This window comes from Corynebacterium silvaticum (genome assembly GCF_004382825.2).
Lineage (GTDB): Bacteria > Actinomycetota > Actinomycetes > Mycobacteriales > Mycobacteriaceae > Corynebacterium > Corynebacterium silvaticum.
The window spans coordinates 358609-384399 of record NZ_SDQO02000003.1; the positions used below are offsets into that span (position 1 = coordinate 358609).

Consider the following 25791-nt stretch of genomic DNA (forward strand, 5'->3'; position numbering starts at 1 on the left):
TGTGAGGGCTTTGAGGAGCTAACGTCTATGGAAATGCAGGTTCATCCTTGTGTCACGGCAGATTCAGAGGCCTGCTACCCCACATCTCGCAATGCCAGTGGCCGAATTCCCCTTGAGGTTCAATGACCATAAGAGAGGCATTCCCCACGTAAGTATTCCGAGCCACGCTTTCAGGCACGTCGGAAGAATATCGAGTGGCAATGCGGATCGCAGCCCCGTGACTCACCGCGAGATAGTCTTTTCCGGTCTCCCGGCATAGCGTCGCAAGGCTTTCCAAGGGCGCCCGCATCCGAGCAATCACCTCATGCGCGGTTTCGCCTCCCGGCATTGCGGCGTGCAAGTCCCCGCTCATCCAGGCGTCGAGAGCGCGGATATATGCCTCATGGGCCTCAGGTGCCGAGCTTCCTTCTAACTCCCCGGAAAAGACTTCCCGCAGGTGAGGGTCCACGTCGATGGGATAGGTATCCGCCGGAAGCCCCAAGGTTTTTTCATACGCCTTGACCACGGCAACAGCCGTCTGCTGAGTGCGGATTGCGACAGAAGACACCACCCCACCAAGGTTCTGGGTGATATGAGCCAAATCCGCGCCTGCTTCTGTGGCTTGGAGCCGGCCCAGAACAGTCAGTTCCGCCCCAGGTGGCCGCGTATCAAAGATACGAGCAGCGTTAGAAAAAGTGCGCGCATGGCGCATCAGAATAATTCGACCCATGGTTCCCATCCTCTAAAGACGCCCTTCCTTGATGCTACTTACCCACCGGGCGGCTTGATCTATGAGATCAGTATCCGCGGTCAGGGCGGCTTCCCTCGAGTTGGCCTGGTGCGCGGGCCAGGAGCCTAGGAATTGAAGTACGGAACAGCGCAGGTACAGGGCGCGCAGTGCTTCTGCGACGGGGGCGTCGTCGATATGCCCATTAACGTCCACATGGAAGCGGTAATAGCCAAGCCCGCTTTCAATAGGGCGAGATTCAATGCGCGATAAATCGACTCCTCGCAGGGCAAATTCGGAGAGCGCTGCGACCAGGCTCCCTGGCTCGTTTTTCAGAATAAACATGATCGCCGTGCGGTCTGTGCCGGTGCGTGGTGTGGAGCGTGCAGGTTGACCAATCAGAACAAAGCGAGTGCGAGCACCGGCCACGTCGGCTACGTTGTCACTGATCAAGGAAAGGCCATATACCTCGGCTGCGCGTAGTGGGGCGGCCGCAAGGTCTGCTTTCCCCTCGGATACCAGCTGTGCTGCGGCAGCGTTGGAGGTGGCAGCTACGAATTCTGCTTGCGGGGCATGCCGCGCGAGCCAGCCTTTGACTTGCTGGTAGGCCACGGGGTGTGTGGATATGGTCTGTGCGGTAGCGGGGTCTGGGCCCTCAAGGCTCATGATGGCAAAAGCGATGGGGAGATCAATTTCTTCAAAGATCTGCACGTCGTCGGCTGCTGCCAGCGCATCAAAGGTGGGGGTCACGGCACCATCGACGGAGTTCTCTATGGCTACACATGCGTATTCGGCTGCCCCGGAGCGAACCGCATCCACGGCCTCGCGCGGGCTGCGCATAGGAATCGCCCGAACATCCACAAAGCCCTGTCGCTCTGCGAGTTTCCATAGTGCGGCCTCGGTGAATGTGCCCTCAGGGCCTAAATAGGCGATCTTCATGAGCGCTAGTTTATCTGCCTAGTAGTGTGTTCGTCATGGCACTTCATGAGCGAATCGACGCACTCGCAACGCAGGTCGCCGGCTTGTCCGCGCAAGAGCATGGCTTCGCTCATTTCGACGCTGATGCAGCACACCGCCAGGCGGATATGCAGGCAGGCTTAGCACCGCAGCGGCTCTCCGGGTGGATAATCCCAGCCAAGGATCTCTCCGATGTGGCAGGCATGCCTACCAGTTATGGCTCAATCCATCGCAGAGTTATGGCGACGGAAACAGACCCTTTTATAGCCAGATACATGGCGCAGGGTGCGATAGTCCCTGGTAAATCGCTCGTTCCAGAGCTGGGACTCACTGCGTACACAGAGCCTGTGGGGTTGGTGGCCCCGGTTTTTCACGGTCATACGCCCGGTGGTTCTTCGGGAGGTGCCGCGGTGATGGTGGCTCGTGGGTTGGTGCGCGCCGCCCACGCTTCTGATGGCGGTGGTTCGATCCGCGTTCCGGCGGCATGCACGGGAATCGTGGGCTTCAAACCACCCCACGATGCGTCGCGAGCCAACCCCGTAACCCAAGGGTTCCTCACCCGCACGCTTGCCGACGCCGCCTACCTCCACAACATCCGCCCGCTACAGCGCCCGTTGCGCATTGGTGTGCTCACGCAGCCTGTCCACGCAGAGATAGACGTTGCGCCTCATATTCTTGCCGCAGTAGAGGACGCAGCCGCGCGGCTGTCCGCTGCTGGCCACACGGTGAGCGCAGTGAGCAGGCCTTATGGCGACGAGCCCTTTGCGGCTTTTCATGACATTCTGGCGCTAAAATCTACCAAAATTCATGGCTCGGCCTCGCCGCTCGTGGAGTGGCTACGCGACTGCGGGCACCGTGTGTCTCCATCCCGGAAAGCGGAGGCCATGCGGATTTTCGTGGGCGTCGATAAGCTACTGCGCGCTGCCTGGGACATCGACGTCGTGCTCACTCCCACCCTGGCGTTTGATCCGCCACCCGTGGGGCATTTCTCCGCGATGGCACCGGAGGAAGATTTTGCAGCTCAGACCCGCTGGACCCCGTGGGGAACCATGTTCAACATGTCTGGGGACGCCGCGTTATCGATGCCGCACCGTGGGGTGGGAATTCAGCTCGGCGCCGTCCGCGCGACCGTGCCTGAGCTCTTTGGCGTGGCGGAGGCATTATGACTCGCCGCATTCACGTAGAGATCTGGCTGGTTCTTGCTATCACGTTCGGCATGTCCGGACTGCGTTCGCTTTTAAGGCTTATCGACGCCACCCTCTCCCCCATAGCTCTCAACGAACAGAGCACCACTCTTAATTCCTCCCGGGCAGATTCCCCTTGGCTCGACCTTGCGCTGCAGCTGTGCGGCGCAGGAACACTCATCGCGTGGGGGTTGCTCTCCTTATTCCTCCTGGCCACCAATGTCCCTGAGCGCCGCATTTCTGGCCCGTTGCTTCGGCTCGCGTCTGCAAAGGCGTGGCTCACAGAGATCGGCTGGGGCGCTGTGCTCGCGCTTGTTATCGGAGTGCCAGGCCTTGCCTTCTACGCCACCGCGGTGCATCTAGGACTGTCCAAGCAGGTTATTCCAAGCTCGCTCGACATATGGTGGGCGATTCCTATTCTGCTGCTGTATTCGTTTGCCAACGCCTTTGCAGAGGAAATTGTGGTGGTCGGGTGGCTTAGCACGCGCCTTCGACAGCTCGGTATGTCCACCGGCCTCATCCTCCTAGCATCCTCGCTACTACGCGGCTCCTACCACCTCTACCAGGGGTTTTCCGCAGGAATCGGCAATATGATTATGGGGCTTCTCTTTACGTGGTTCTACCTCAGATGGCGCCCGCAGCACGTCTGGCCGCTCATCGTCGGGCACTTCCTTATCGATGCCGTCGCCTTTGTCGGTTACTCCCTCATCGGCGGGAATCTGCAGTTCTTGGGTCTTTAAATGTGAGATAAGTTAGCCGCAAACGGCCTTAACTTACTACGCTTATTCTCATGAACCCACAGGAGCCACAGGCAGGACGCGGATCGCGTGACGAGTTCATGCGCGACTCCCAAGGAAATCCCCTGCTCGATCGCTACGGTCGACCCGTACGTCGCCGAGGTAGGACCGCACCGCAACGACGGCCGCGTCGTAACGCTCAGGTTCCCCAACCGGAGGCAACGCGTTTCGACGCCCCCGCGCAACCGCAACGCCCCCAGCAATACTTCCCGTCGGAGCACGAGCAGCAACAGCTGTCCCAGGGTTACGCCGACCCCCGTGGGTACCAATCCCAGAATTTCCAACCCAATCGCAACTTTGAACGCCACCAGGCTGCCATCCAGCAGCCCAGTGCACCCCGACGCCGCCGGCGGATTCTGCGCCCGCGCGGTTGTCTGTCCAGCTTAACGTGGCTGGTTGTTATTGTCTTGGTCATCGGCATCGCCGGCACGCTCTGGATGGACACCAAACTCAACCGAACCAACGCGCGCCCTGCCAACCGCATCGCCAACACCGCCGGGACAAACTGGCTACTCGTCGGCTCAGATTCCCGCACAGGCCTCAGCGAAGCCGACGCCCAGCGCCTAGGAACCGGTGGCGACCTCGGCTCCATGCGAACCGACACCATCATGCTGCTCCACATACCCACCAGTGGCAAAGCAACCCTGCTGTCTCTCCCCCGCGACTCCTACGTCAGCATTCCCGGGTACGGGATGGATAAAATCAACGCGGCCTTCACCTACGGTGGCGCACCGCTGCTTACCCAAACCGTGGAAGGAGCCACCGGCCTGCGCGTAGACCACTACGCAGAAATCGGCATGGGTGGGCTGGCCAACGTCGTTGACGCAGTTGGCGGCATCGAGGTCTGCCCCGCAGAACCCATCACCGACCCTCTGGCGGCACTGTCCATCAGCGCCGGATGCCAGAAAGTCAACGGACCAACAGCCCTCGGATACGTCCGCACACGAGCCACCCCCCTAGGTGATCTTGACCGTGTGCAGCGCCAACGAGAATTTTTCGCGGCGCTGGTTAATAAACTCACATCCACCAGCACCTTTGCCAACCCATTCCGATTCTTCCCCACCGTAAACAGCGTGGCAGGAAGCTTCACTGTTGGCAGCGAAGACCACGTCTGGCACCTCTTCCGCGTCGCCCTAGCAATACGCGAAGGCGTAGACACCGTCACCGTCCCTTACTCAGGATTTGCCAACTACGACGTAGGAAGCGTGGTCCTCTGGGACAAGGCAGTGGCTGAACAACTATTCGCCTCCTTGCGATAACCATCGCCCTATGAGTGATGCCGTTGTGACTAGAGCAGTCACAACGGCATCACTGTATTTACAGCATCCTAGTGAGCCTTTGGCTCAGGCTTTTGGTGTGCCTTTAACGAGGCAAGAACGGCAGCAACACATGCACCAAACCTGCAAGCAAGCCCACGCCGCCCAAAGACACAATTGCCTTCAACCATGACGGCCACGTGGTGGGAGACCAAGAAATCTGCGGCTTCTGCGGTGATTTAGCAGGCGGAACCTGATCCTTCGTCTCAGGAGTCTTGTTCTCTGTGTCTACCTTGGGCTTTTCTGCATCCGTTTTAGGCTTCTCGGGGGCCGGCTTCTCTGTATCAGCCTTGGGTTTTTCTGGTTTTTCCTGAGGCTTTGGCGCTGGTGAAGTACCATTGAGCGCAACTAATTTTGTCTTGTTCTCCAGAGCTGCCTTGAGAATTTCATCTTTATCGATTTTTTTAGGATCAATAACTTTAGAAGGCGTTAATTGGTTTTCTTCATCTCCTAAATGATGTTCGCCTTTAATCTTTTCGATAAAGCGATCTTGAACATTCCAGTCGAGGATGGAATACGCACTGTACTCATAGGTTTCTTCACCTGACTCCAACTTAGAAATGACCCGTTGTAAGCCATCTGCACCGTTATTCGCGATCTTATGAGTGTTGTTTATCTGAGCTCTATTGGGCGTTCCAGCATCAGCATTCAACGCTAAAATACGATATTTTTCCTCCATAGTCTTCACAAGAGGGAGCGCCTTTTTCGATTCCGCTAAGTCAATACCAACTTGTGAAATATCAATCTCTCGCGCTTGCTGGTTACCTTCTACTTTAAGTATTGCTAGCGATACACGAGCTTTTGCTAGATAACAGGCATTTTCGGATTCTTCATGCGCCTTTCTAATCTCTGGTGACGCTCCAACATAGTTTTCAAACTTTTGTTCCCCTGATGCCGCATGGTACAAATGCCGCATTTTAGCCACCGATACCAAGGATTTTAATTCCGAGACGTACTCACCACCATCCTCAGCCTTATTAATCATCATGTAGTTCCCCGGCATCGCATCGTGAGTCTGCGCGCTAGCCACCGCAGTGACTAATGGCGACGTCGCCGCCAGCGAGGACGCAGTGAACACAGAAGCTGTAGCCAAAGCGCTGATGGTGAGAGAAAGTATGCGGTTGTTTTTCATGTTTATATCCTTTAGAGACCCAAGAAGCTACGAATATGGTTTTGAAAGAAGAAGGAAAGAACGGAAAGCCCGCCCAAGACCCCCAAGACAATGCCGATGATTTTTCCACTGGGTGAGGGCTTTGTTTTCTCGGCTTCACGTCGTTCGATTTCCTTGAGACGGTTTTCGTTGTCAGACTTAGCCACAGGCGGTTTAGACATGTCTGTCATGCGAGTGAGTACGTAGTATTCCTTGAGGTCACCGGTCGATTCATCCAAGGTCTGCACATAAACGTCGCCGTTTTTATTGATTAAAAAGTCACCGTGTCGCCGGTTGGAAGTCTCTCTGCCGTTGGTGATGGGAAGTGACTTCTCCACCTTCAAATCTGCAGGGTTAAGCCAGTTCAGGTTGCCCTTTCTGCCGTCTAGCTGAACGATTTTTCCGTCATGGAAAACTGATCCTGCCCATAGTTCTCCGCCAGAAAGCTGTATGGATTCCGTCATCGGAGAAACATCGCGGTCGGCGTACTTCAGCATTTGTGCCCCGCCCCGACCAAAATGGGTAGACCGCAAAATGGTTTCCCCATCCGTAGATACCCCAGAAAGAGCTGTGCGCTCTAGGTACTGAGACCCCTTCATGTACTTGAAAGCATCATCGGAGGCATTCAAGTCAATGGAGAAAAGGAAACCCTTGGTGGCGATGTCGTTATCTTCCAGCGTGACGGCAGCGCCTGGGTGGAAGATAAAGGTTCCGTCGTTCATCTTCGCGACTTCAGCAAAGTCATCATTATTAAAGATCTTGGCGTACACCGATTCGCCATCGATAACCTTCGCCCCCAGAACTTCTGCAGTCTTTGGAAGAGCTATCGATCGCTTGTCCTGAGACTTATCAAAAATGGTGAGATGCCCACCGCTCTCCCTGGCCGAGTCGTCGCCTGATTCAGCACTAATTGCAAAGAACTTGCCGGAATCTGGATCCACGCCGATTCCCCGGATAGTCTCAGGCACAGTTCCCACGCTGGTAGGCTCACCGATTCCATCTCCAGAGACGGCAACTTTCATGAGCGTCTTCGCATCAGAGGACCCCTCCGATGCTGCGTAAAAGAGCTCACCTGTTGAAGCATTGAAAGCGACCGTGGCCAGCTTATCTATGGGTAATTCTTTTTTAGCTATCAGTCGCAATTCTGCGTCGAGAAGCGTCACTCCGTATTCGGCGGTCGCAATCACAATTTTCTCGCCGTAGAGGAACGGGCGGGAGATGCGATCGTAGTCCTTTGGAGCCGTCCATTTTTGGGCCGCGGTTCGCAGGCCTCCTTGATCGCCGGCAGGGCGCACACCCTTGCCTTTGTATGTGAAACCAAGGGGATCAAGGCCTTCATTCTCGTTATAAAAATCAGAGAACATTTTCACGCCGTCGGGGGTTAGCGCGGTGGCAATATCGGACCAGCTGATCTTGCCTTCACTATCCGTAAATTGCGCTCCCGACGTATATAGGTTTGCAATTCGGACAGGCTTTTCAGGAGAGAAGTACTGCCCCATGGTGTATTGCTTCGAGCGCACAGTGGCTTCCATATAGGAGCCCTCTGGAGCAATGACGACCTTGGGGTTCTTCATGGAGAGGTCAAGCGAGCAATCGTCTTCAACAGGGTCTTTTGTCCCCGCGTTTTTGCAGTACTTCTTGTATAGGACCTCACCTTTGAATTGGGCTTCAAGCTTTGAGGTGGATTCATCGAAAGCCTGGGAGACCAGCGGGAAGGTAAAGGATGTATCGGAGCGGGTGGCACCGTCGGAAAGCTTTGTAGCACCACCGGTGTAATTGTTAAAGCTAGAACGTATTCCCCAAGACAGGGAGCCTTCAGCTGAGGCATCCTGCGAATATGCAACTGGTGTGAGGGAAACGAGGGAGGATGCCATAAACGTTGCCACGATAGTGGCCGTATGGCGTCGCATTCGGTTCAACGCAGTTCCTTTCGAGTTATGCAGTTCACCCGGCCCTAGCCGAGCGCACACAACCATATACCCGTTTTATTAGGCATGCCTAACATTAATTAAAGACGGGGGTACGTGAGCCACGTCGCTTCTTCTTTACCGGCCCAATAAGCTCGGAAAATTAACCCTTAAGGAAAACCTTTTTTATTTTGCATAACACAATGGTTGACCCTGTTACCTGGCACACAAAAACGGGCACCCACAGTGGAGTGCCCGTTAAAGGTTAAGGTTTAAGGTTCGTAGGGTGCGTCGCCAAGCCGGGGATCGATGTGAGCGCCACGCTCCGCGCCAACCGCCTCACGACGCTTCTTACGCTCAACCCAGAAATCGGCATTCTTAATGCCCACGGCATCCGGATCAAAGTCCGGTTCCAACCCGGCTTTCTTTTGCCGGTAATAATCGCGCAAGCACTTAAGTGCAGGCACCTGCAAAATGAGTATTCCGATAACGTTAAGCCACGCAGTAGTACCCACTCCAATATCGCCCAGCGTCCACGCCGCGCCAGGAGTGGAGGTCGCGCCAATAATCACAGACACAATCATGAGTGACCGAAGCGCCCAGATAATAACCCTACGCAGACCCTTGCTGTGCACCCAACGATTTAGATACGCAAAATTGGTCTCCGACAGGTAGTAATACGCAACCACCGTGGTAAAAGCGAAGAACATAATAGCGACCGCAATAAACGACGGCCCCAGACCCGAAGCAACCGAATCAAGACCCGACTGCACAAACCCCGGCCCCACCGGAACACCATCAGGCAGCGAACCCTGGTAAATAACCGCGCCCTCTTCACTCTCGCCGGAAAATACCTTGTACATATCGGTCGAGATGATGATGAATGCCGTTGCAGAACACACAAAAAGCGTATCGACGTACACGGCGAACGCTTGCGCGAAGCCCTGCTTTGCCGGATGCGAGACTTCCGCAGCGGCGGCAGCCTGCGGACCGGTACCCTGACCAGCCTCATTGGAGTAAATGCCACGACGGACACCCCACATGATCGCCGATCCAAAGAGTCCCGAGAATGTGGCTTCAGCATTAAAAGCAGACTTAAAAATCAGCCCAAAGACGTGAGGAATCTGATCAAAGTTCATGAACAAGATGACGATGGCAACCGCGATATAAACAACAGCCATGGCCGGCACCACCATCGTGGCAAAGTTCGCGATACGCTTCACACCGCCGATAATGATCAGAGCAAGCACCACCGCAAGTACCACAGCAGTAATCTTTACATCCACTCCCCATGCATTATTGACCGCCGCAGCCACGCCGTTCGCCTGGATTCCAGGGAGAAAGTAGCTGGTGGAAAAAATCATCGCAACGGCAAAGACAATGCCGTAGACCAGCATGAAAGGAGCAGCCTTGGTGTGGCGATACGCCTTTTCCAGATAAAACGCCGGACCACCGCGGTACTCGCCAGTGTCGCGGTCTTGCTCTTTATAGATCTGGGCGAGGGTACATTCCACAAAAGATGTTGAGGCACCCAAAAAGGCAACCATCCACATCCAGAACACTGCGCCGGGGCCACCGAATGCGATAGCTGTAGCCACACCAGCAATATTGCCCACACCCACGCGACCAGCAAGGGACATCATCAACGATTGAAAAGAGGAGACACCGTTTTCCGATTTTTCACCGCGCCGCAGCTGACGGAGCATGTCTGGAAGACCCCGAAGCTGCACAAAACGGGTGGCGATGGTGAAGTAGATGCCGGCAGCCAAGCACAAAAACACAAGCGCTGGAGACCAGATTATTGAGTTCAGAGTATTCAGTGCATCAGCCATATAAACTCCCTAGATGTGATTGGCATCTCTTTTTGAGGATTTATACATCATGCACCACGATGGCCCGGAATGCACTGATTCCGAGAAAAACGCCACCATGTGGGGGCACGAATACTCTGAAAACGTGCCCCCAGTCAACCACTGTCTAACGTTGCCTAACGCCGTCTAGCGAATAGTCACCTGGCGAGACTTGATGTTCTCCAGCTGGCGACGCTCATCGGGGTTCAGCTGAGAGTCATTGCCCAGCTCAGCCTCAATCTTCTCGTTCAAAGCCACAAGATCGGCGGCATAATCCTCGTGAGAGCGCTCAGGATCCAGATCCCATACCGGAACGGCGAGTCCGTGGGTACGGAAAACGCCGGCAAACTTGGTTTCGTCGCCAAGCTTTAGCTCCCCACGAGCAGCGATGCGGGCAAGTGCACGCAACAACGTGTCTTCTTCCTCGCCGCGCACCCACCGGATGTGAGCCTTCTGGCCTGGGTTAATCCACCATACGGTTCCTGGAACGTCTGCCTCCACACGGTGCGAAGGCAAAACGGAGTCGTTAGCCGCCTGGATTGCCTGAGCATGCATGGGGCTCACGGCGGTACCCTCTGGAATCCACCAGTTGAAATCGCTGAACTCGGTGATCTCGATCTCCTGATCAGCACTAAGCAGCTCGTTCAGTCTTGGCTCCGTGCCATCTGCCACAGCACGAGCCAAGGTCTCCCCTGGCTTAGCGCTCTTCGCCCAGTTCAGGGCATAGGCCAGGTCACGATTCGGATTATTGGAACGGGCCTGGGTCTGCAGAGCGACGAGGACGTCTCCCCCTACTGACTCTTCGCGCACCAATGCCGCGCTGCCACCTGGCAAAACCGTGCACAGCGATACTTCGCCGAGGCCCTCAACCGTAACCTTAGCCACTGCGGAAGGCACGAATTCCTGCATAGCCACCAGATCCGTCTCAAAAGCGAATCCGCCGTACGGACGCGGGTCGCGCTCAAATGCCGCATGTTCTGCAGCGCGAGCAGCAAGCTTAGCCTGACGACGGCTCATGCCCTCAGGAAGCTGTTCCTTCTTTTTGTTCTTCTTAGCCATGCCACACAACTTACCGGTAGTAAGTCCTCAACACCGCCTCAGGGTTTCTTCACCTTGAGACGCTTATCCGCCACGCACTACCTCAAGAGCAATATCGGGGTAATCGGTAGCGATCATATCGACGCCATGCTCAAGCGCCCATCGCATATCCTCACGCTCATTCACAGTCCATATATATGTCCTCTGGCCTTTCCTCCCGACCAATCCCGGACGCAACTTCGCATGAGCGATGGAGAGTCCCCGAGCTGTCGGGTGCGACGGCGCAACATCCAAAGGGTTGTAGCGAGCCTCCCATTCCCTCCGCAGATAAATCGCGTCAATGCCCGGAACCAGCCGACGTATCCTGCTTATCGACGCATGTGAGAAGGAAATAAGGTGAATCCGCGGGTCTGCGAGCAGCCCCCGGTAGCGCAAGCGCATGGCGATGCTTTCCTCTAGCATCGCGCCGTAGCGCAGCGGGTGTTTAGTCTCCACATAAAGGTGTTTGTCTGGGTAGGCGAGCACAATGTCCAGAAGCTCATCAAGAGTAAGAATGCGCTGCGGATTCTCACTGGTCCCGATGTTGGCATGACGCAACTGTTGCAGGGTGGCAGTAGATACCTGCGTCTTCTCACCGGCGGTGCGCAACAAAGTTCGATCATGGTGGCAGACCACGTGTCCGTCGCTCGTTAAACGGACATCGCATTCAACTCCATGAATGGGAAGCTCCAGCGCCTTTTCAAAGGCCTGGGCAGTCATCTCAGGATACGCCGATCTAAAGCCTCGATGGGCGATAATCTGCACGTCACACCCCTATTCTCATACCTTGTTCTGTGGTACTTCCTTTCTTTCCTTAGACTACCTTGCACAAAGCCGGGCCCTTCCTAAGAAGAGACCCGGCTCACGTGCCTACTCAAACCCACAGCACCTTATTTACATAGCGACCACACCAACAATTGCCGCGTTGAGCATGTTGGTAGCAAAACCAGTGATGAGGGCTAGTGGAGCAAGCTTGGCGACTTCACCACGACGCTCCGGAACAAGACCTCCGAGTGCACCGATCTGAATTGCGATGGAGCCGATATTGGCAAAGCCTGCGAGGGCGAAAGTACTGACCATGATGGACTTCGGCGACAGGTTCTCCAGGTTGGCACCAAAGCTGGTGTAGCCCACAAACTCGTTAATAATGGTCTTCTCGCCGATGAAGGATCCCACGAGATGGGCTTCGCTCCAAGGTGCACCGATAAGCCACGCAACAGGAGAGAACAGCACGCCAAAGAGCCCTTCCAAGGACCATCCCTCTTGATCAAAGAGACTGCCGATGCCACCCAAGATCGCAGAAAGCATAGAAATCATCGCGATGAAGGCAATGAGCAAGCAGCCCACAGCAACGGCGATCTGGCCACCACTCATGGCACCACGACCGATGGCGTCGACAACGTTTTTGCTCTCAGTATCGCGTACATCGCGGACACTAGTATCAAGAGTCGATTTCTCTGTTTCCGGCATGAAGGCCTTAGCCACAAGAATAGAACCCGGCGCGTTCATCACACTGGCTGCGAGGAGGTACTCCAGCGGGGCACCAAGCAAGGAATAACCGATGAGGGTCGAACCCGCTACGGAGGCGAAACCACCCGTCATACAGGTAAACATCTCGGAGCGAGTGAGCTTTTTCAGGTACGGCTGAATCACCAAAGGCGCCTCGGATTGGCCCAAGAAAATCACCGTCGCCGCCCATACCGATTCCACCTTGGACGTTCCCAACAGCCACTTTAATGCGCCGCCGACGATGTCCACGAAGAATTGGATCACTCGGAAGTAGTACAAAGCGCCGATGATAGCACCAAGGAAGATGATCACCGGCAGCACGTTGAGAGCAAAAACAAAGGAGTTCTCAGTACTAAAGAGCGATCCGAAGACAAAGGATGTGCCCTCGTTGGTAAAGTCGGTGAGCTTCTGCAGCCCTTTGGATACCGACTTCATTGCATTAAAGCCCACACTCCACTTGAGAACGAGCAGTGACAGCAGAACTTGCAATGCCAGGCCTACCCCGAGGGTCCGCCAGTTGATCTGTTTGCGTGCGCGGGAAAAGAGAATGAGCAATCCTAGGATCGCTACGATTCCTAAAAGTCCCTGAAGCCTTTCCATTATGTGTCCCCTTATAGAGATTCTGGGCCGAAGGAATGCGGAAGAATTGTGGCAAAGTCAACGCTGAGGGAATTGTCACCGTCTTCCACGATGACGCGCTGACAATTGAACTCGCGGAGAACCTGGCGGCACGCGCCACAGGGCCAGCACGGCTCCCCGGCTTTACCGACGATGGCCACCGCCTCAATGCGGAATGGAACTTCATCGCCCGAGCGCGGCTGTCCCCCTACAATTGCGCCACCAATTCCGTTACGCTCAGCACAAATGGTTAATCCATAGGATGCGTTTTCAAAGTTGCATCCGTGGATGAGGCGGCCGTCGTCAAGCAAAAGTGCCGCGCCGACCGGAAAATGTGAATACGGCGAGTAGGAACGTTGGGCAGCAATTCGGGCTTCCGCAAGGAGCTTGTCGTCGGTCCACGTTGCACCGGTTCCCGAGGTCGCGCAGGCGGTCTGACCAGTGGTTGTAGCCTCGGTGGTCATGTCACCACATCCTTTTACATTTGTGCTTTTAACCCTTGACATTCGTGCTACCAGTGATGATAATCAAGAATGTCAAATCGCACAATAGGTTAAGAGAAGTGTTCCACAGCATAATGTGAGTACTCTGGGGGTACTCTAGCCGAGTTGCCATCTAACACTTCCTAAGCCTTAACAGCTCCAATGGAAGGTGATTACCGTGGCCGAGAAGTTCGACGCCGTAGACGTCATCCGCACAAAGCGGGATAAAGGAAAGCTGAGCAAGGGGCAAATCGACTGGATCATCGATGCCTACACTCGCGGTATCGTCGGCGACGACCAAATGGCCGCCCTCAACATGGCAATATTCCTCAACGGTATGGATCGAGAAGAAATCGTCCAGTGGACCCAAGCCATGATCGACTCCGGCGAGACCATGAGCTTTGCCAGCCTTTCCCGCCCCACCACAGACAAGCACTCCACCGGCGGCGTTGGCGATAAAATCACCCTCCCCCTCGCGCCACTCGTTGCCAGCTACGGCGTTGCCGTGCCGCAGCTCTCGGGCAGAGGACTAGGGCACACCGGCGGAACCCTAGACAAGCTAGAAACCATCCCCGGCTGGGAAGCCGACATAGATAACGCCCGCATGATGAAGATCCTGGAAGACCCCGGCTGCGTCGTATGCGCCGCGGGAGCAGGCTTAGCACCTGCAGACAAGAAGATCTATGCACTGCGCGACATCACCGCTACCGTCGACTGCATCCCACTGATCGCCAGCTCCATCATGAGTAAAAAGATCGCCGAAGGAACCGCAAACCTTGTCCTCGACGTCAAAGTCGGTTCCGGTGCCTTTATGAAGGAACTTGACCAGGCCCGCGAGCTCGCCCGAACCATGGTTGACCTCGGACGCGACGCCGGAACCAACATGGTCGCACTCCTCACCGACATGTCCGTCCCGCTAGGCCGCACCATCGGCAACGCCCTGGAAGTTCGCGAGTCCGTAGAAGTCCTCGCAGGTGGCGGACCTTCCGACGTCATAGAGCTCACCTGCGCCCTTGCAACAGAAATGCTTGAGCTCGCCGGTATCCACGACCCCGACGTGCATGAAGCGCTTGCCGACGGCCGCGCGATGGATTCCTGGAAGAAGATGATCCGTGCACAGGGCGGCGACCCCGACGCTGCCCTCCCCACCGCACGCCACACCCACGAGATCACCGCCGACCGCAACGGCTACCTCACGGAAATGGATGCCCTCGCACTAGGTGTAGCCAGCTGGCGACTTGGTGCAGGACGCGCCCGCAAGGAAGACCCAGTCCAGCTCGGCGCTGGCATCGAGATTCATGCAGGACTCGGCGAGAAGGTAACAAAGGGCCAAAAACTCTTCACCCTCCACACCGATGATGAAGATCGCTTCGACCGCGCCCTAGAATCTCTCGAACCCGGCGTAAAGATCGGCGACGAGGCCCCGGCCCCACGCACCTCGGTCATTCTCGACCGAATCAGCTAGCCTGTTCGGCGCGGCGAAAGCTGCGGCGAACTCAGCCAAACACGCACTAAACCTGCATTTCCATAGACATTGCGCCCGCAATCATGCCCACACCGCATGATTGTCTATGGAAATGCAGGTTTTTAGCTCCCAAAGCTGATCAGCTTAAGCCGGGAAGAACTGCCCCTGAATGTCACGCAAGGTATCTGCTGAGTGAGTGAATCGCTCCATCTCATGGTCAGTGAGCTCAAGCTCCACCACTCGGTTGATACCACCACGATTAATCACAGCCGGCGTGCCAATATAGATATTCTCCTGCCCATATTCGCCCTGTAGGAGAGCCGACACAGGCAACGCAACCTCCTGGTTATGGATTACTGCGCGCGTAATACGGGCGAGCCCCATGCCAATGCCATAAGAGGTGGAGCCTTTGGCGTCGATAATGGCGTAAGCGGCGTCGCGGGTTTCCTCGAAGATCTTCTCTAGTTCGGCATCCAAACCGGGGTTTTTCTCCAGCTGGCGGCGCATGGATACACCCGCAACGGTGGCCGAAGAAAGAACCGGAAGCTCTGTATCGCCGTGCTCGCCGATGATATACGCGTGGATCGAGCTGGGTGCGACTTCATAGCGCTCACCAAGCATGTAGCGGAAGCGTGCGGAGTCGAGGACCGTGCCCGAGCCGATCACGCGATGCCAATCCAGCCCCGAATACTTCCACGCAGCATAAGCAAGGATGTCCACGGGGTTAGATGCCACAAGAAGGATGCCATCGAAGTTATTGGCCATGATCTCGTCGACGATGGACTTCATGATCTTCATGTTCTTGTCCACGAGCTGCAGGCGGGTTTCACCGGGCTTCTGCGCAGCCCCCGCGCAGATCACGACCATGGCCGCATCTTCGCAGTCCGCATAGGTGCCCTTGGTAACCCTGGTGCGAGAGGAAGCCCACACAACACCATGGTTGAGGTCCATGACGTTGCCTTCGAGCTTCTTTTCATCAATATCAATAATGGCCAGATGATCGACGGTTCCCTGGTTAACCAACGCATACGCATAGGCGACTCCCACATCACCTGCACCGATGAGCACGACCTTGTTTCCGACGATATCCTTCATGGCTACCTTCCTTAGCGCCCCCGCCAGAGGCGAATCTTGTGAGTTTCTCTAGCCTTCCATTGCCAATTATGCCCGATATTGTGGGATCATGCCCGATGTGATACTTATTTCACACTATTGAATTCCGTTCGGGTTCCGTTTTCACCCATTTTCATCGAGCTTTGCAGCCCCTACCCTAACAAGCTTCTCGACGCCCCTCCAGATCCAACGCCTCCACAGCAAAAGCCACCCCGACGTCATTCATTATCGGGGTGGCGGCAAAGCGAAACTCAGGATTTAAGCGCCGGGAATCCCACAGGCAAGACCCGTGGAATGATGCGGGCAATAGCCTGCCGGATTTTTGTACAGATACTGCTGATGCTCGTCTTCAGCCCTGTAGTACGTGCCGGCGGGAGTGTCTGCAAGCGGGAGAATCTCTGTGGTGATGCGCCCGTGTCCGGCGTCGGCAAGCTTGCGGGCGTAATGCTCTGCAATCTCCCGGGCACGCGCGGCCTGTGCGGTAGCGTTGGGCCCAGCTGTATAGATAGCAGACCGATACTGCGTTCCCACGTCATTCCCCTGGCGATAACCCTGCGTGGGGTCGTGTGCTTCCATTGCTTTGACCACGAGCTCGTCAAAGCTCACTACGGCTGGATCATAAACAATTTCCACGATCTCGGTGTGGTTGGTGCGCCCGCTGCACACCTCACGGTAGGTGGGGTTCGGGGTAATGCCGCCGGCAAAGCCTACAGACGTGGACTCAACCCCTGCGGTCTCCCAGAACATTTTCTCCGCGCCCCAGTAGCAGCCAATGCCCACATAAAGTACTTCTTGCCCCTCTTTCCACGGGCCAGTAATGGGGGTGCGCAATACCGCATGCGGGCGCGGGTGCGACAGCACTGGCTGCGATCCACCCTTGAGCGCCTCGTTATCAGCAACCATCTTCGGTGCGGAACCAAACAACCAACCCATCTTCTTCTCCATTCCTTCTGTATGTACGCCGTTACATGCATGCACACCGCGCAGACCATGCCGCCTTGAACGGCATCCTTCCTGACTGTGCGGTTATTTATTTATACGGTGCACAACCCCGAGTCGGATTGTTTTATTTCCCACCATGAAGTTTTTGGCCAGGCTTCCACGCCTCCTAGCCACACCCCACTCGCACCCTATCCGCACACCCGCGGTGTTCACCCGTGGCAAACTTATTGGAATTTCAATAGATTAACGTTGCGATAATCCAGGTTTGTCCTATCATGGGGTCAAGTCGTCTCACGCGCATGACCAAGTTTCTTTGGTCCGATCACACCTCGAAGTGCGCGTGGCGCTCACCTCAACGAAAGGACCACGGCAATGGCTAAGTATGAACTGCCCGAACTTGATTACGCTTACGATGCTCTCGAGCCTCACATCGCTGCCGAGATCATGGAGCTACATCACTCCAAGCACCACGCAAACTACGTAAACGGTGCTAACACAGCCCTGGAGAAGCTTGCCGACGCCCGCGGTAACGGCTACATCGGCGTCGCCGTTACCGCCCTTACCAAGGACCTCGCCTTTAACCTCGGCGGCCACACCAACCACTCCATCTTCTGGAAGAACCTCTCCCCGAATGGTGGCGGCGAGCCAACCGGCGCACTCGCAGAGGCAATCAGCGCTGAATTCGGTTCCTTTGACAAGTTCAAGGAGCACTTCTCCGCAGCAGCTCTCGGCCTGCAGGGCTCCGGCTGGGCAGTGCTTGGCTACGACCACGTTGGCGAGCGCCTAGTCATCGAGCAGCTTACCGACCAGCAGGGCAACATCTCCGCTAACCTCACCCCACTGCTCATGCTCGACATGTGGGAGCACGCTTTCTATCTGCAGTACAAGAACGTCAAGGCTGACTACGTTAAGGCAGTATGGAACGTCTTCAACTGGGAGGATGTTGCAGCACGTTACGAGGCCGCAACTAAGTAACCCACCAGTGCAGCAATGCACAGGCAACCGTCTTCACGCTTCTGCCAGCACAAAAACGTGAAGACGGTATACAACATCGCCGTCGCGATGCCTAGCCCCTAGGCATGAGCCACACCGCTCGCCTAGGGGCTAGGCATATCTCAACTAAGGAATAGACCAGACAACTTTGAGCGCTACGAGCCTCCTCAATCTGCTTGGCGGAACATGAAAAGAGTGGAAAGAACTAAGTCAATGGAACACTATTATTCAATGGCTTGAACTTGAAGATACTACGCGCATAGACTCGCTGCAAGTATTATTTTTAGTTTTTCTATCCGGGAGATTTTATACCAACATGTCTACCGCATCAACCAAGGTCAGCGTCCTCGTCGGCAGCCTCCGCGAAGGCTCTTTTGCCCGCAAGATCGCACTCAACGCCATCGAGATGCTCCCCAGCGACTGGGATTCCAGCATCCTAGAAATCCGTGATCTACCGCTCTATGATGCCGACTACGACGACCCAGCCATGGCTTCCAAGCCCCTGCCAGAGACCTACACAATCTTCCGGGAAGAGCTCAAAGCCTCCGACGCAGTCCTCTTTGTCACCGCAGAAAACAATCGCACGATCCCCGCCTGCCTCAAAAACGCCATTGACGTCGGATCCAAGCCCAATAGCGACGTTGCCTGGACGGGCCTACCAGGTGGAATCATTAGCCATTCGGTCGGACGCATGGGCGGCTACAGCTCTCACAAGAACCTCCGCCTCGCGCTTTCATACTTTGCAATGCCGCTCACCGGCCAGCCAGAGGCATTCATCGGCCAGTCCAATACGCTTATCGACGACAACGGCGCCATCTCCAACGAAGACACCCGCGCGTTCATCCAGCGCTACCTTGACACCTTTGTGGAACTAGTTAAGACAAACCCGCGTAAGCGCTAGCCACAAGCGCGGGACTGCGGTCGAGGATAAACGTGCGGAATTGCTCGACCGCAGGCGCTGGCTGCGATTCTTTCCGCCACACCATGCCAAGCTCCCGCTTGGCCACCGGAGTGAGGGGACGCAACACCACATTCTTGGGCACCAGGTAGGGGTCGTCTAGAGGCACCAGACCAACTCCCAATCCCGCCCCAACCAGGCCTATCACCGTAGTAAGCTCCATCGACTCAAAAACTAACCGTGGCGTAAAACCGGCACGGTGGGCGAGGTCGTCGAGAAGCATACGAGTACCAAATCCCGGCAGCATTCCCACAAAGGGAACATCGCGAGCTTCCTCCAGCCTGATGGGTGAGTTCTTCCTTGCGAGTGGATGGTCGAGCGGGATTGCGAGAGCCAAGCGCTGCGAAAAGAGAGGTGCCCAACCAGAGGGAGCGTCGAAAAGCTTAGGGCGTGGGGCTATAAGGGCAAGATCAGATTCTCCGGAAAGTACGCGGCTCGTGAGGTCCTGCGCTGCACCTTGGTGCAGCTGAAAGTCCACGTGCGGGTGTTCCGCCCGGTAGGCGCGAAGAAAATCTGGCACCATCCAGGTACCCAAGGAATGCATGAAATCGAGGCGCACCGTACCATGCTCCGGATCCAGCAATCTCTGCACCTCTTTACGCGCATTCACAAGTTCTTGATCCGCCCGGCGCGCGTGCAGCAAAACCACGCGGCCTCGCATATTGAGTTCAATACCCCTGCCATTGCGTTCAAAAAGCGTGCCACCAAAAGCTCGTTCTACGCGGGCGATCCTGCGTGAAAGGGTGGGTTGCGACATCCCAAGCGAATCAGCCACCGCGCTCACATGACCCATGTCTGCAACGGCAATGAAGCTGCGAAGATCCTCACTATTTATGTTCACAGAGACCTCACCGTTCAAATCATGTACATAATGCATGAATTCTGCTTATTTTTTCATTTTACACATATTCAGAGGTGAGCAACCATAGATGTATGCCTTTGTCAGAGCCATCGCAAGCATCCGGACCGGAAGGGCTGCGTCAAGGTAGCACTGATTACCGACGCGCCGTAGTCGCCTCCCTAGCTGCAGGCCTTGCTACCTTCAATGCCTTGTATTGCACACAAGCTATCCTCCCCAGGCTTGTGACAAGCTTTGATGTCAATCCCACAACAGCAGCACTCACCATCTCTGCAACAACAGGGGCCCTAGCGATCTGTATAGTTCCTGCTTCCATCCTCTCGGAACGGTTCGGGCGTAGCCGGGTTCTCGTCATCTCTGCACTTTTAGCCACCACGCTGGGCTTGTGTCTTCCACTAGCGTCCTCTATGTGGGTTCTTATTGTCCTCCGCGCGCTCCAGGGCGTTTTCATTGCCGGAGTCCCAGCAGTGGCAATGACTTGGCTCAGCGAAGAGATTCATCCCGAAGACCTAGCCAAGGCCATGGGAATTTATATCGCAGGCAACACAGTAGGAGGCCTCTCAGGCAGGCTGATCCCCGCACTTTTCCTTGAAGTCACCACATGGCAATGGGCCTTGTTTGCTACAACCCTATGCGCTTTCACCATGGCGATAACCATGGCAATCATGCTGCCCAAACAGCGCCGATTCCAACCACGAACGTTGAGCATTAAAAACGAAAGCTCAGCGATGCTCATCCACTGGGCCACGCCATCCCTGGCGCTTTTATTCGCCACTGCTTTTATCAGCCTCGGCGTTTCCGTGTCGGTGTATAACTACATCGGATTCCGCATGATCCACACATTCAGGTTTTCCGAGGCCTTGGTGGGCGTTGTATTCCTCATGTATCTGGCGGGGACGTGGAGTTCCGCTCGCGCAGGAGCATGGACCAGACGTATAGGACGCGGTCAGGGAATGATGTACGGTGCCCTTGCCATGCTTCTGGGTCTGATCCTCATGCTCTGGGATTTCCTCGCGCTCACGCTTATAGGATTGTTCGTCTTCACAGCAGCGTTCTTCCTCATCCATTCCATCGCATCCGGCTGGGTGGGATTAATAGCCACATCGCACCGAGCTGCGGGTGCAAGCATGTATCTACTCAGCTATTACGTTGGATCGTCCGTCGTGGGATGGATGTCCGGATACGCTTTTGATTCACTGAGTTGGCATGGGTTTATCGGTTGGCTCAGCCTGTGGACCTTAGCACTTTTAGGCATAGCAGTTGCTTTACGACGCTTCGCGGTCTGAAGCATCCCCGCCGCTGAGGAGAAGGGCAGGTGGGAGAATTGTTACGATAGATAAATATTCCCGTGCACTAAAAGCACTAACTGTTGCATCAGTGGCTAAGGAGACCTAGGTGAGAATGCAAAAACCTGAGATCGCAAAGGTCCCTTACGCCGAGGACGAACTGACGCTTTTTATTAATAACCTCCGGAATCAAGACACCCCTGCAGGTGCTGCACGCGCGACTTTTCTCTTGGATTACCCAACTGTCTACATAATTCACGACAAATCTACGAATTCTAGTGCTAAACCAAGCTCCTACAGCGTTTATGTTGGGGAAACCACCGATATTCATCGCCGTACACTCCAACATGTCAAAAAAGGACTTCAAAAACGTCCCGATTGGCAGCATTTCGCTGATTCAAACACCGCAGAAATGTACGTAGTTGGTCATCCTTTATTTAATAAGTCTTTAACCTTAGATATTGAACATCGACTAATTCACTACATGTTGTCAATGGACACTGTAAGTACAGTGCTTAACAGCCGAGGCAACCAACAAAATAAGTACTACACCCAGGAACACTTTGATCAGGTCTTCACCAAAATATGGAAAGGCCTTCGGACGCATGATAGTGTCTTTTTCCCCACAGAAAAGGTCATCAAAGATTCTGCACTGTTTAAAGCTTCACCATTTCATAAACTAACTCGCGAGCAGATTGAGGCGAAAAAAGAAGTTCTCCACGTTATCGAAGATGCTCTACGTTCTGATGCCACCGGACAACTTATTAGAATTCACGGCGAAGCTGGATCGGGGAAAACTGTACTTCTCAGCAGCCTTTTCTATGAACTAACGCAGGGAAAGACCTCTGCTTCAGACCCTGGTGATGCTTTTATCGACCCCATGGACTACCAACCTTGGAATGCCTTTTTATTGGTTAACCACATCGAACAGCTCACTGTTTACCAGCAAATTGCACAAAAACTAATGATTGTCCCACGTGGGGATAAACGTATTAGTCGGCCTACAACGTTCATCAACAACAATTCACCGGAAAAAGCTAGCGACATCGACGTCGTCTTGATCGACGAAGCTCACCTTTTGTGGACTCAGGGAAAACAATCTTACCGAGGAAAAAATCAACTACTCGACATCCTCGAAAGAGCCCGGGTGGTTGTGGCAATCTTTGACGAAAAACAAATTCTACAAACCAATCAGTATTGGGAAAACCATGCTATCGAAGAATTAGAGAAACGCACGACTAAAAACCATCCATCTCAAAAACCAAATGCGCATCGATGCGGATGCAGGAACAGTATCTTGGATCCGCAGCATCATCGACGACGGTATCATCGGCGATATTTCACTAAATGAAAACAACCGCGATTCTAAAAATTACGAGATCAAGATTTTTGATTCTCCTACCGCCTTGCACACTGAGGTCAAGGCTAAAGCGTCTTCAGTAGAACAAGGACTATCACGTCTTATCGCGACTTTTGACTGGAAATACTCCAGTACCGCACCCACCGATGGCTCCCCTACGTGGAATGTAACCATCGGTGATTTCTCCATCCCTTGGAACTTAGAGACGAATCGAAGCCTTACGCCTTCGCAGAAACGTAGATACTCGCATCAGGCATGGGCTGAACGTGACTACACAGTCGATGAAATAGGCTCACGTTCACTATTCAAGGATTCGACCTCAACTACGCTGGGGTTATCCTTGGTCCTTCTGTGATTTACAGAGATGGAAAGATTCGTTTTGGTCCTTCTAAGAGCGCAAATAAAAATGCCACTAACAAACGCACCACGTTGAACAAAGAAAAAATTGATTTAGGCGCCCAACTAATCCGTAACGAGTTGAATGTTTTACTCACACGCGGGATTCATGGTCTCTATGTTTCTGCAAAAGTCAACAGCTCATATGGCACCTCTCATGCGCTACCTAAGCGATAATTGATTCATGTCTACTCAGGATGAAACATTACGAGCCTTATTGTCTTTCCGTGAGGAACGAAACTGGGCGCAGTTCCACCGTCCAGCCAACCTGGCTAAATCAGTAGCTATTGAGGCTGGTGAACTCTTGGAATGTTTCCAGTGGGATGATGAGGTCACAGACATCAATGCTGTGCGCGATGAATTAGCCGATGTTCTCTCTTATGCGTATCTTCTCGCGCACGAACTTGGGTCGAACCCGCATGACCTCATAATCAATAAGATGAAACAAACAGCAATCAAATATCCTGCAGCCCAAACACACCCCGCTAAAAAGAATACGACGTAAAAAGCACGTAGGAGTCACCGAATAGGTGTTGGGCAAGGTTCCAGCGCATAGGTGCACCGTCGTAGCGCGGTGCAGCAAGACCCACATCAACCATGCGAGTACCGCAAAAACGAGGAGGCTTGCTAAAGCCCACAAGGCGGTGTGAATCTCCAGCTGTGTGAACGATACGGGCCACCCCCACATACATGAGCCCATCGAAATGACTGCTATCGTGGCACAAACTACGACTACCGAGTCGTTCATTGCGATCCGAATTTCAGACACGTATGTATCCCCAGGTATTACGCATGCGATAACTAGAAAAGCATGCCTAGGGTACGCAGATTTCGTATACGAAGCAGGCAGAAAAGTGGAAAATAACTAACTTTCCATAAACTCACGCTTTGAGTTCACTACCGCCGAAAGAGACTCATGAACACGACCTCCCGCAGTACTCGCGTATCCCTAGCATTACTGTGCATTGGAAACCTCCCAGTGCTGACCGCGTGTGGGAACCTCATAAACATCAAACAGGTAGGCTCCGCCGCTATAGTTCAAGAACCTGACGGGGAGGTCTCTCTTGCTGTACAAACCTGCGGCTCTTCCGTGCTAAGCATACAATCATCAGATTTGAATGCAGCTGAAGAATCCCAGTCCCTAGACGAGGTGATCTTTGAGGAACCCAAAAGCGGAAGATTTAACGTCCCACTCCCCCAACTTCGCGATGCATTAAATAGTGCCCAGTCTCGCGATGTCTATCTCCTCATCGACGTCTGCGTTAAGCGCAGCTGGAAAGATTCCCTCCCGTTTACTGCCGATCCTTACGTCCCTCCAGTACAACTTCATTCTGCAGATTTTGGCAGTTTCACCCCCAGGAACGCTGGTCAAATCCTCCGTAAACCCCGATAGCACCGACTACCTAAGAGTTGCTACGACGGCGCAGGAGCTTCGCAAGGCTTGCCAAAAATAGCGTAGTGACAAGACGCGTACGCACACACCCTCACTAAAAAGGATACGACGTAAAAAGCACGTACGCGCTCACCACAGCCCATCCCACAGCCACCGCATATGTGACGTTCCCTAGCGCTTTTCCGGCGGTCATTCCCCATGGCTTGATAAACCAAACGCTCATAGCCACGAGCACGAGGATCGCCATAAGCACGTAGGAATCACCGAATAGGTGTTGGGCGAGGTTCCAGCGCATAGGTGCGCCGTCGTAACGCGGCAGCAGCCAGTGTCCACTGCAGACGGTGATAACAACAGCCCAAACACTGCCAGCCATCAATGGGTAAGCAGCGGCAGACGCTCCCCAGCTGCGGGCGGCCACCACAATAGCCACGGCAACAGCTACGACAACCCACACCCAGTGATGCGACCATGATACTGGGGAGCACAGAAGCGCCAATAGGGAATTGACACAGAGCGCTGCGGCCGTATGATCGCGGCGCAACAAGGCCCACATCAACCATGCGAGTACCGCAAAAACGAGGAGGCTTGCTAAAGCCCACAAGCCGGTGTGCGATTCCTGGCCAAAGAAGCGGGCGATCACGCCCCGGAAGGATTGGTTACTTGGCCAGGTGAGGTCTCCGATCCGGCCTGGGTCGCTCAGGGTCTCAAACCAGTAGGTTGTGGAGGTCTGCGGTGCGATCAGCCACGTGAGGAGGGTGACACCGATACCAGAGGCAACACTCCAAGCTGCGGCTTTGTAGTCCTTTTTCACCAGGAAGTACAGGCCAAAGACCGCAGGTGTCAGTTTGATAGCAGCCGCGATTCCTACCAGGCTGCCGCGTGGGAGTACCGTGCGACGGGCAAGAACATCGATGATAACGAGCAGCATAAGAAGCACATTGAACTGCGCAAACCCAATGGTGTCTCTGACGGGTTCCATGAGAAGTGCGATGCTCAGAATCACTGCGGCAAAGCCGTACACTGATGCCTTGCCCCACTCGGGCATAACGCTGCGCGTTGCCAGAACCACGCACCACCACAGCGCAAGTGCAGACGTTAAGCATAAAATCGTGGCACCAAAATTGACGCTGAGCAGCGTAAAGGGCACGAATACGAGTGCCGCAAAGGGCGGATATGTGAATGGCAGGGAGACGCCACCAACTGAGTAACCGCGGGTGTAGAGGTTATCGCCAGCGAGGAAGGCCTTGGCGCCTTCGCGATATACGTCGAAGTCGATGTGGTACCGGAAGTACGCATCAAAGTTTTGAGGGATGGCTCGGAAAAACAGGATGTCTTTACTGATCAGCCACAGGCCTAGGATAATAACGCTAAGCACTATCGACGTCGCCCAGGTCGAGCGCCGCGCCGGCACTCTGGCGAGGGTTGCCGCTAATTGTGGGCCGGAACTGGGCGTTTGTTTACTCACAGCAGCAA

The 25791-nt window shown here is 54.6% G+C and carries 22 protein-coding genes and 1 pseudogene; 10 read left to right on the forward strand and 13 right to left on the reverse strand.

Translation table 11 applies throughout. The annotated features are described in order from the left end of the window. Nucleotides 1–52 precede the first annotated feature (52 nt). Both ET810_RS09665 and pheA read right to left on the reverse strand, forming a co-directional pair. Nucleotides 53–718, reverse strand: coding sequence for a histidine phosphatase family protein (locus tag ET810_RS09665; RefSeq protein WP_087454705.1), 666 nt, complete (start codon nucleotides 716–718; stop codon nucleotides 53–55). Between the two features lie 3 nt (nucleotides 719–721). Continuing rightward, nucleotides 722–1645, reverse strand: coding sequence for a prephenate dehydratase (pheA, locus tag ET810_RS09670; RefSeq protein WP_134316267.1), 924 nt, complete (start codon nucleotides 1643–1645; stop codon nucleotides 722–724). Between the two features lie 35 nt (nucleotides 1646–1680). Between pheA and ET810_RS09675 the strand changes: the two genes are divergently transcribed. Genes ET810_RS09675 through ET810_RS09685 form a run of 3 tightly spaced genes read left to right on the forward strand, consistent with a single transcriptional unit; the run spans nucleotide 1681 to nucleotide 4903 of the window. Further along, nucleotides 1681–2829 carry an amidase gene (locus ET810_RS09675; RefSeq protein ID WP_134316268.1) on the forward strand — a complete coding sequence of 383 codons (1149 nt, stop codon included), beginning with the start codon at nucleotides 1681–1683 and terminating at the stop codon, nucleotides 2827–2829. Further along, entirely contained in the window at nucleotides 2826–3587 is a 762-nt protein-coding gene (locus ET810_RS09680) for a CPBP family intramembrane glutamic endopeptidase (RefSeq protein WP_087454707.1), read from the forward strand. Before ET810_RS09675 ends, ET810_RS09680 begins: the two co-directional genes overlap by 4 nt. 50 nt (nucleotides 3588–3637) lie before the next feature. Next, complete coding sequence (locus tag ET810_RS09685) at nucleotides 3638–4903, forward strand: LCP family protein (protein ID WP_087454708.1); 1266 nt, start codon at nucleotides 3638–3640, stop codon at nucleotides 4901–4903. Nucleotides 4904–5006: 103 nt separating this feature from the next. Here ET810_RS09685 and ET810_RS09690 read toward each other — a convergent pair whose 3' ends face one another. The 7 genes from ET810_RS09690 to ET810_RS09720 form a co-directional block, all read right to left on the reverse strand. After that, entirely contained in the window at nucleotides 5007–6092 is a 1086-nt protein-coding gene (locus ET810_RS09690) for a hypothetical protein (protein WP_087454709.1), read from the reverse strand. Between the two features lie 11 nt (nucleotides 6093–6103). Then, complete coding sequence (locus tag ET810_RS09695) at nucleotides 6104–8020, reverse strand: HtaA domain-containing protein (RefSeq protein WP_171483278.1); 1917 nt, start codon at nucleotides 8018–8020, stop codon at nucleotides 6104–6106. Nucleotides 8021–8289: 269 nt separating this feature from the next. Beyond that, a complete protein-coding gene (locus ET810_RS09700; protein WP_134316269.1) occupies nucleotides 8290–9849 on the reverse strand; it encodes an alanine/glycine:cation symporter family protein in 1560 nt (519 codons plus the stop codon). A 165-nt stretch (nucleotides 9850–10014) separates the two neighbouring features. Continuing rightward, nucleotides 10015–10926: a DUF5926 family protein gene (locus ET810_RS09705; RefSeq protein WP_087454711.1), complete on the reverse strand. Its 912-nt coding sequence runs from the start codon at nucleotides 10924–10926 to the stop codon at nucleotides 10015–10017. A 63-nt stretch (nucleotides 10927–10989) separates the two neighbouring features. Further along, entirely contained in the window at nucleotides 10990–11709 is a 720-nt protein-coding gene (locus tag ET810_RS09710) for a glycerophosphodiester phosphodiesterase (protein WP_087454712.1), read from the reverse strand. Between the two features lie 129 nt (nucleotides 11710–11838). Then, nucleotides 11839–13053: a NupC/NupG family nucleoside CNT transporter gene (locus tag ET810_RS09715; RefSeq protein ID WP_134316270.1), complete on the reverse strand. Its 1215-nt coding sequence runs from the start codon at nucleotides 13051–13053 to the stop codon at nucleotides 11839–11841. Between the two features lie 11 nt (nucleotides 13054–13064). Next, complete coding sequence (locus tag ET810_RS09720) at nucleotides 13065–13535, reverse strand: cytidine deaminase (RefSeq protein ID WP_087454714.1); 471 nt, start codon at nucleotides 13533–13535, stop codon at nucleotides 13065–13067. 196 nt (nucleotides 13536–13731) lie between these two features. On the opposite strand from ET810_RS09720, the gene ET810_RS09725 reads away from it, so the two are divergent. After that, nucleotides 13732–15018, forward strand: a complete 1287-nt coding sequence (locus ET810_RS09725) for a thymidine phosphorylase (RefSeq protein ID WP_134316271.1) — start codon at nucleotides 13732–13734, stop codon at nucleotides 15016–15018. A gap of 144 nt (nucleotides 15019–15162) precedes the next feature. Here ET810_RS09725 and ET810_RS09730 read toward each other — a convergent pair whose 3' ends face one another. After that, entirely contained in the window at nucleotides 15163–16113 is a 951-nt protein-coding gene (locus tag ET810_RS09730; RefSeq protein WP_087454715.1) for an L-lactate dehydrogenase, read from the reverse strand. A gap of 276 nt (nucleotides 16114–16389) precedes the next feature. Continuing rightward, a complete protein-coding gene (msrA, locus tag ET810_RS09735) occupies nucleotides 16390–17064 on the reverse strand; it encodes a peptide-methionine (S)-S-oxide reductase MsrA (RefSeq protein ID WP_087454716.1) in 675 nt (224 codons plus the stop codon). Nucleotides 17065–17445: 381 nt separating this feature from the next. Between msrA and ET810_RS09740 the strand changes: the two genes are divergently transcribed. Further along, a complete protein-coding gene (locus ET810_RS09740; protein WP_087454717.1) occupies nucleotides 17446–18048 on the forward strand; it encodes a superoxide dismutase in 603 nt (200 codons plus the stop codon). 334 nt (nucleotides 18049–18382) lie between these two features. Then, entirely contained in the window at nucleotides 18383–18967 is a 585-nt protein-coding gene (locus ET810_RS09745) for an NADPH-dependent FMN reductase (protein ID WP_087454718.1), read from the forward strand. Here the strand turns inward: ET810_RS09745 and ET810_RS09750 are convergent. Beyond that, nucleotides 18942–19901: a LysR family transcriptional regulator gene (locus ET810_RS09750; RefSeq protein WP_171487375.1), complete on the reverse strand. Its 960-nt coding sequence runs from the start codon at nucleotides 19899–19901 to the stop codon at nucleotides 18942–18944. The two genes, ET810_RS09745 and ET810_RS09750, sit on opposite strands and share 26 nt — an antisense overlap. Nucleotides 19902–19957: 56 nt before the next feature. On the opposite strand from ET810_RS09750, the gene ET810_RS09755 reads away from it, so the two are divergent. The 4 genes and pseudogenes from ET810_RS09755 to ET810_RS09770 all read left to right on the forward strand — a co-directional run bounded on the left by ET810_RS09755 (nucleotide 19958) and on the right by ET810_RS09770 (nucleotide 24318). Continuing rightward, nucleotides 19958–21169 (forward strand): MFS transporter, encoded by a 1212-nt coding sequence (locus tag ET810_RS09755; protein WP_134316272.1) that lies wholly within the window; start codon nucleotides 19958–19960, stop codon nucleotides 21167–21169. A 493-nt stretch (nucleotides 21170–21662) separates the two neighbouring features. Continuing rightward, nucleotides 21663–23102: pseudogene (locus tag ET810_RS09760) on the forward strand (DUF2075 domain-containing protein). 7 nt (nucleotides 23103–23109) lie between these two features. Then, nucleotides 23110–23430: a nucleotide pyrophosphohydrolase gene (locus ET810_RS09765; RefSeq protein WP_134316273.1), complete on the forward strand. Its 321-nt coding sequence runs from the start codon at nucleotides 23110–23112 to the stop codon at nucleotides 23428–23430. A 411-nt stretch (nucleotides 23431–23841) separates the two neighbouring features. Continuing rightward, a complete protein-coding gene (locus ET810_RS09770; RefSeq protein ID WP_225870168.1) occupies nucleotides 23842–24318 on the forward strand; it encodes a hypothetical protein in 477 nt (158 codons plus the stop codon). Nucleotides 24319–24412: 94 nt separating this feature from the next. Here the strand turns inward: ET810_RS09770 and ET810_RS09775 are convergent, their stop codons facing one another. Further along, nucleotides 24413–25783, reverse strand: a complete 1371-nt coding sequence (locus ET810_RS09775; protein ID WP_134316274.1) for a glycosyltransferase 87 family protein — start codon at nucleotides 25781–25783, stop codon at nucleotides 24413–24415. Nucleotides 25784–25791 lie beyond the last annotated feature (8 nt).

Bases quoted from the DNA above. Each gene is read 5' to 3' on its own strand.
- ET810_RS09665 (WP_087454705.1), bottom strand. From the start codon at position 718: ATGGGAACCATGGGTCGAATTATTCTGATGCGCCATGCGCGCACTTTT.
- pheA (WP_134316267.1), bottom strand. From the start codon at position 1,645: ATGAAGATCGCCTATTTAGGCCCTGAGGGCACATTCACCGAGGCCGCA.
- ET810_RS09675 (WP_134316268.1), top strand. From the start codon at position 1,681: ATGGCACTTCATGAGCGAATCGACGCACTCGCAACGCAGGTCGCCGGC.
- ET810_RS09680 (WP_087454707.1), top strand. From the start codon at position 2,826: ATGACTCGCCGCATTCACGTAGAGATCTGGCTGGTTCTTGCTATCACG.
- ET810_RS09685 (WP_087454708.1), top strand. From the start codon at position 3,638: ATGAACCCACAGGAGCCACAGGCAGGACGCGGATCGCGTGACGAGTTC.
- ET810_RS09690 (WP_087454709.1), bottom strand. From the start codon at position 6,092: ATGAAAAACAACCGCATACTTTCTCTCACCATCAGCGCTTTGGCTACA.
- ET810_RS09695 (WP_171483278.1), bottom strand. From the start codon at position 8,020: ATGCGACGCCATACGGCCACTATCGTGGCAACGTTTATGGCATCCTCC.
- ET810_RS09700 (WP_134316269.1), bottom strand. From the start codon at position 9,849: ATGGCTGATGCACTGAATACTCTGAACTCAATAATCTGGTCTCCAGCG.
- ET810_RS09705 (WP_087454711.1), bottom strand. From the start codon at position 10,926: ATGGCTAAGAAGAACAAAAAGAAGGAACAGCTTCCTGAGGGCATGAGC.
- ET810_RS09715 (WP_134316270.1), bottom strand. From the start codon at position 13,053: ATGGAAAGGCTTCAGGGACTTTTAGGAATCGTAGCGATCCTAGGATTG.
- ET810_RS09720 (WP_087454714.1), bottom strand. From the start codon at position 13,535: ATGACCACCGAGGCTACAACCACTGGTCAGACCGCCTGCGCGACCTCG.
- ET810_RS09730 (WP_087454715.1), bottom strand. From the start codon at position 16,113: ATGAAGGATATCGTCGGAAACAAGGTCGTGCTCATCGGTGCAGGTGAT.
- msrA (WP_087454716.1), bottom strand. From the start codon at position 17,064: ATGGGTTGGTTGTTTGGTTCCGCACCGAAGATGGTTGCTGATAACGAG.
- ET810_RS09740 (WP_087454717.1), top strand. From the start codon at position 17,446: ATGGCTAAGTATGAACTGCCCGAACTTGATTACGCTTACGATGCTCTC.
- ET810_RS09745 (WP_087454718.1), top strand. From the start codon at position 18,383: ATGTCTACCGCATCAACCAAGGTCAGCGTCCTCGTCGGCAGCCTCCGC.
- ET810_RS09750 (WP_171487375.1), bottom strand. From the start codon at position 19,901: ATGCATTATGTACATGATTTGAACGGTGAGGTCTCTGTGAACATAAAT.
- ET810_RS09755 (WP_134316272.1), top strand. From the start codon at position 19,958: ATGCCTTTGTCAGAGCCATCGCAAGCATCCGGACCGGAAGGGCTGCGT.
- ET810_RS09765 (WP_134316273.1), top strand. From the start codon at position 23,110: ATGTCTACTCAGGATGAAACATTACGAGCCTTATTGTCTTTCCGTGAG.
- ET810_RS09770 (WP_225870168.1), top strand. From the start codon at position 23,842: ATGAACACGACCTCCCGCAGTACTCGCGTATCCCTAGCATTACTGTGC.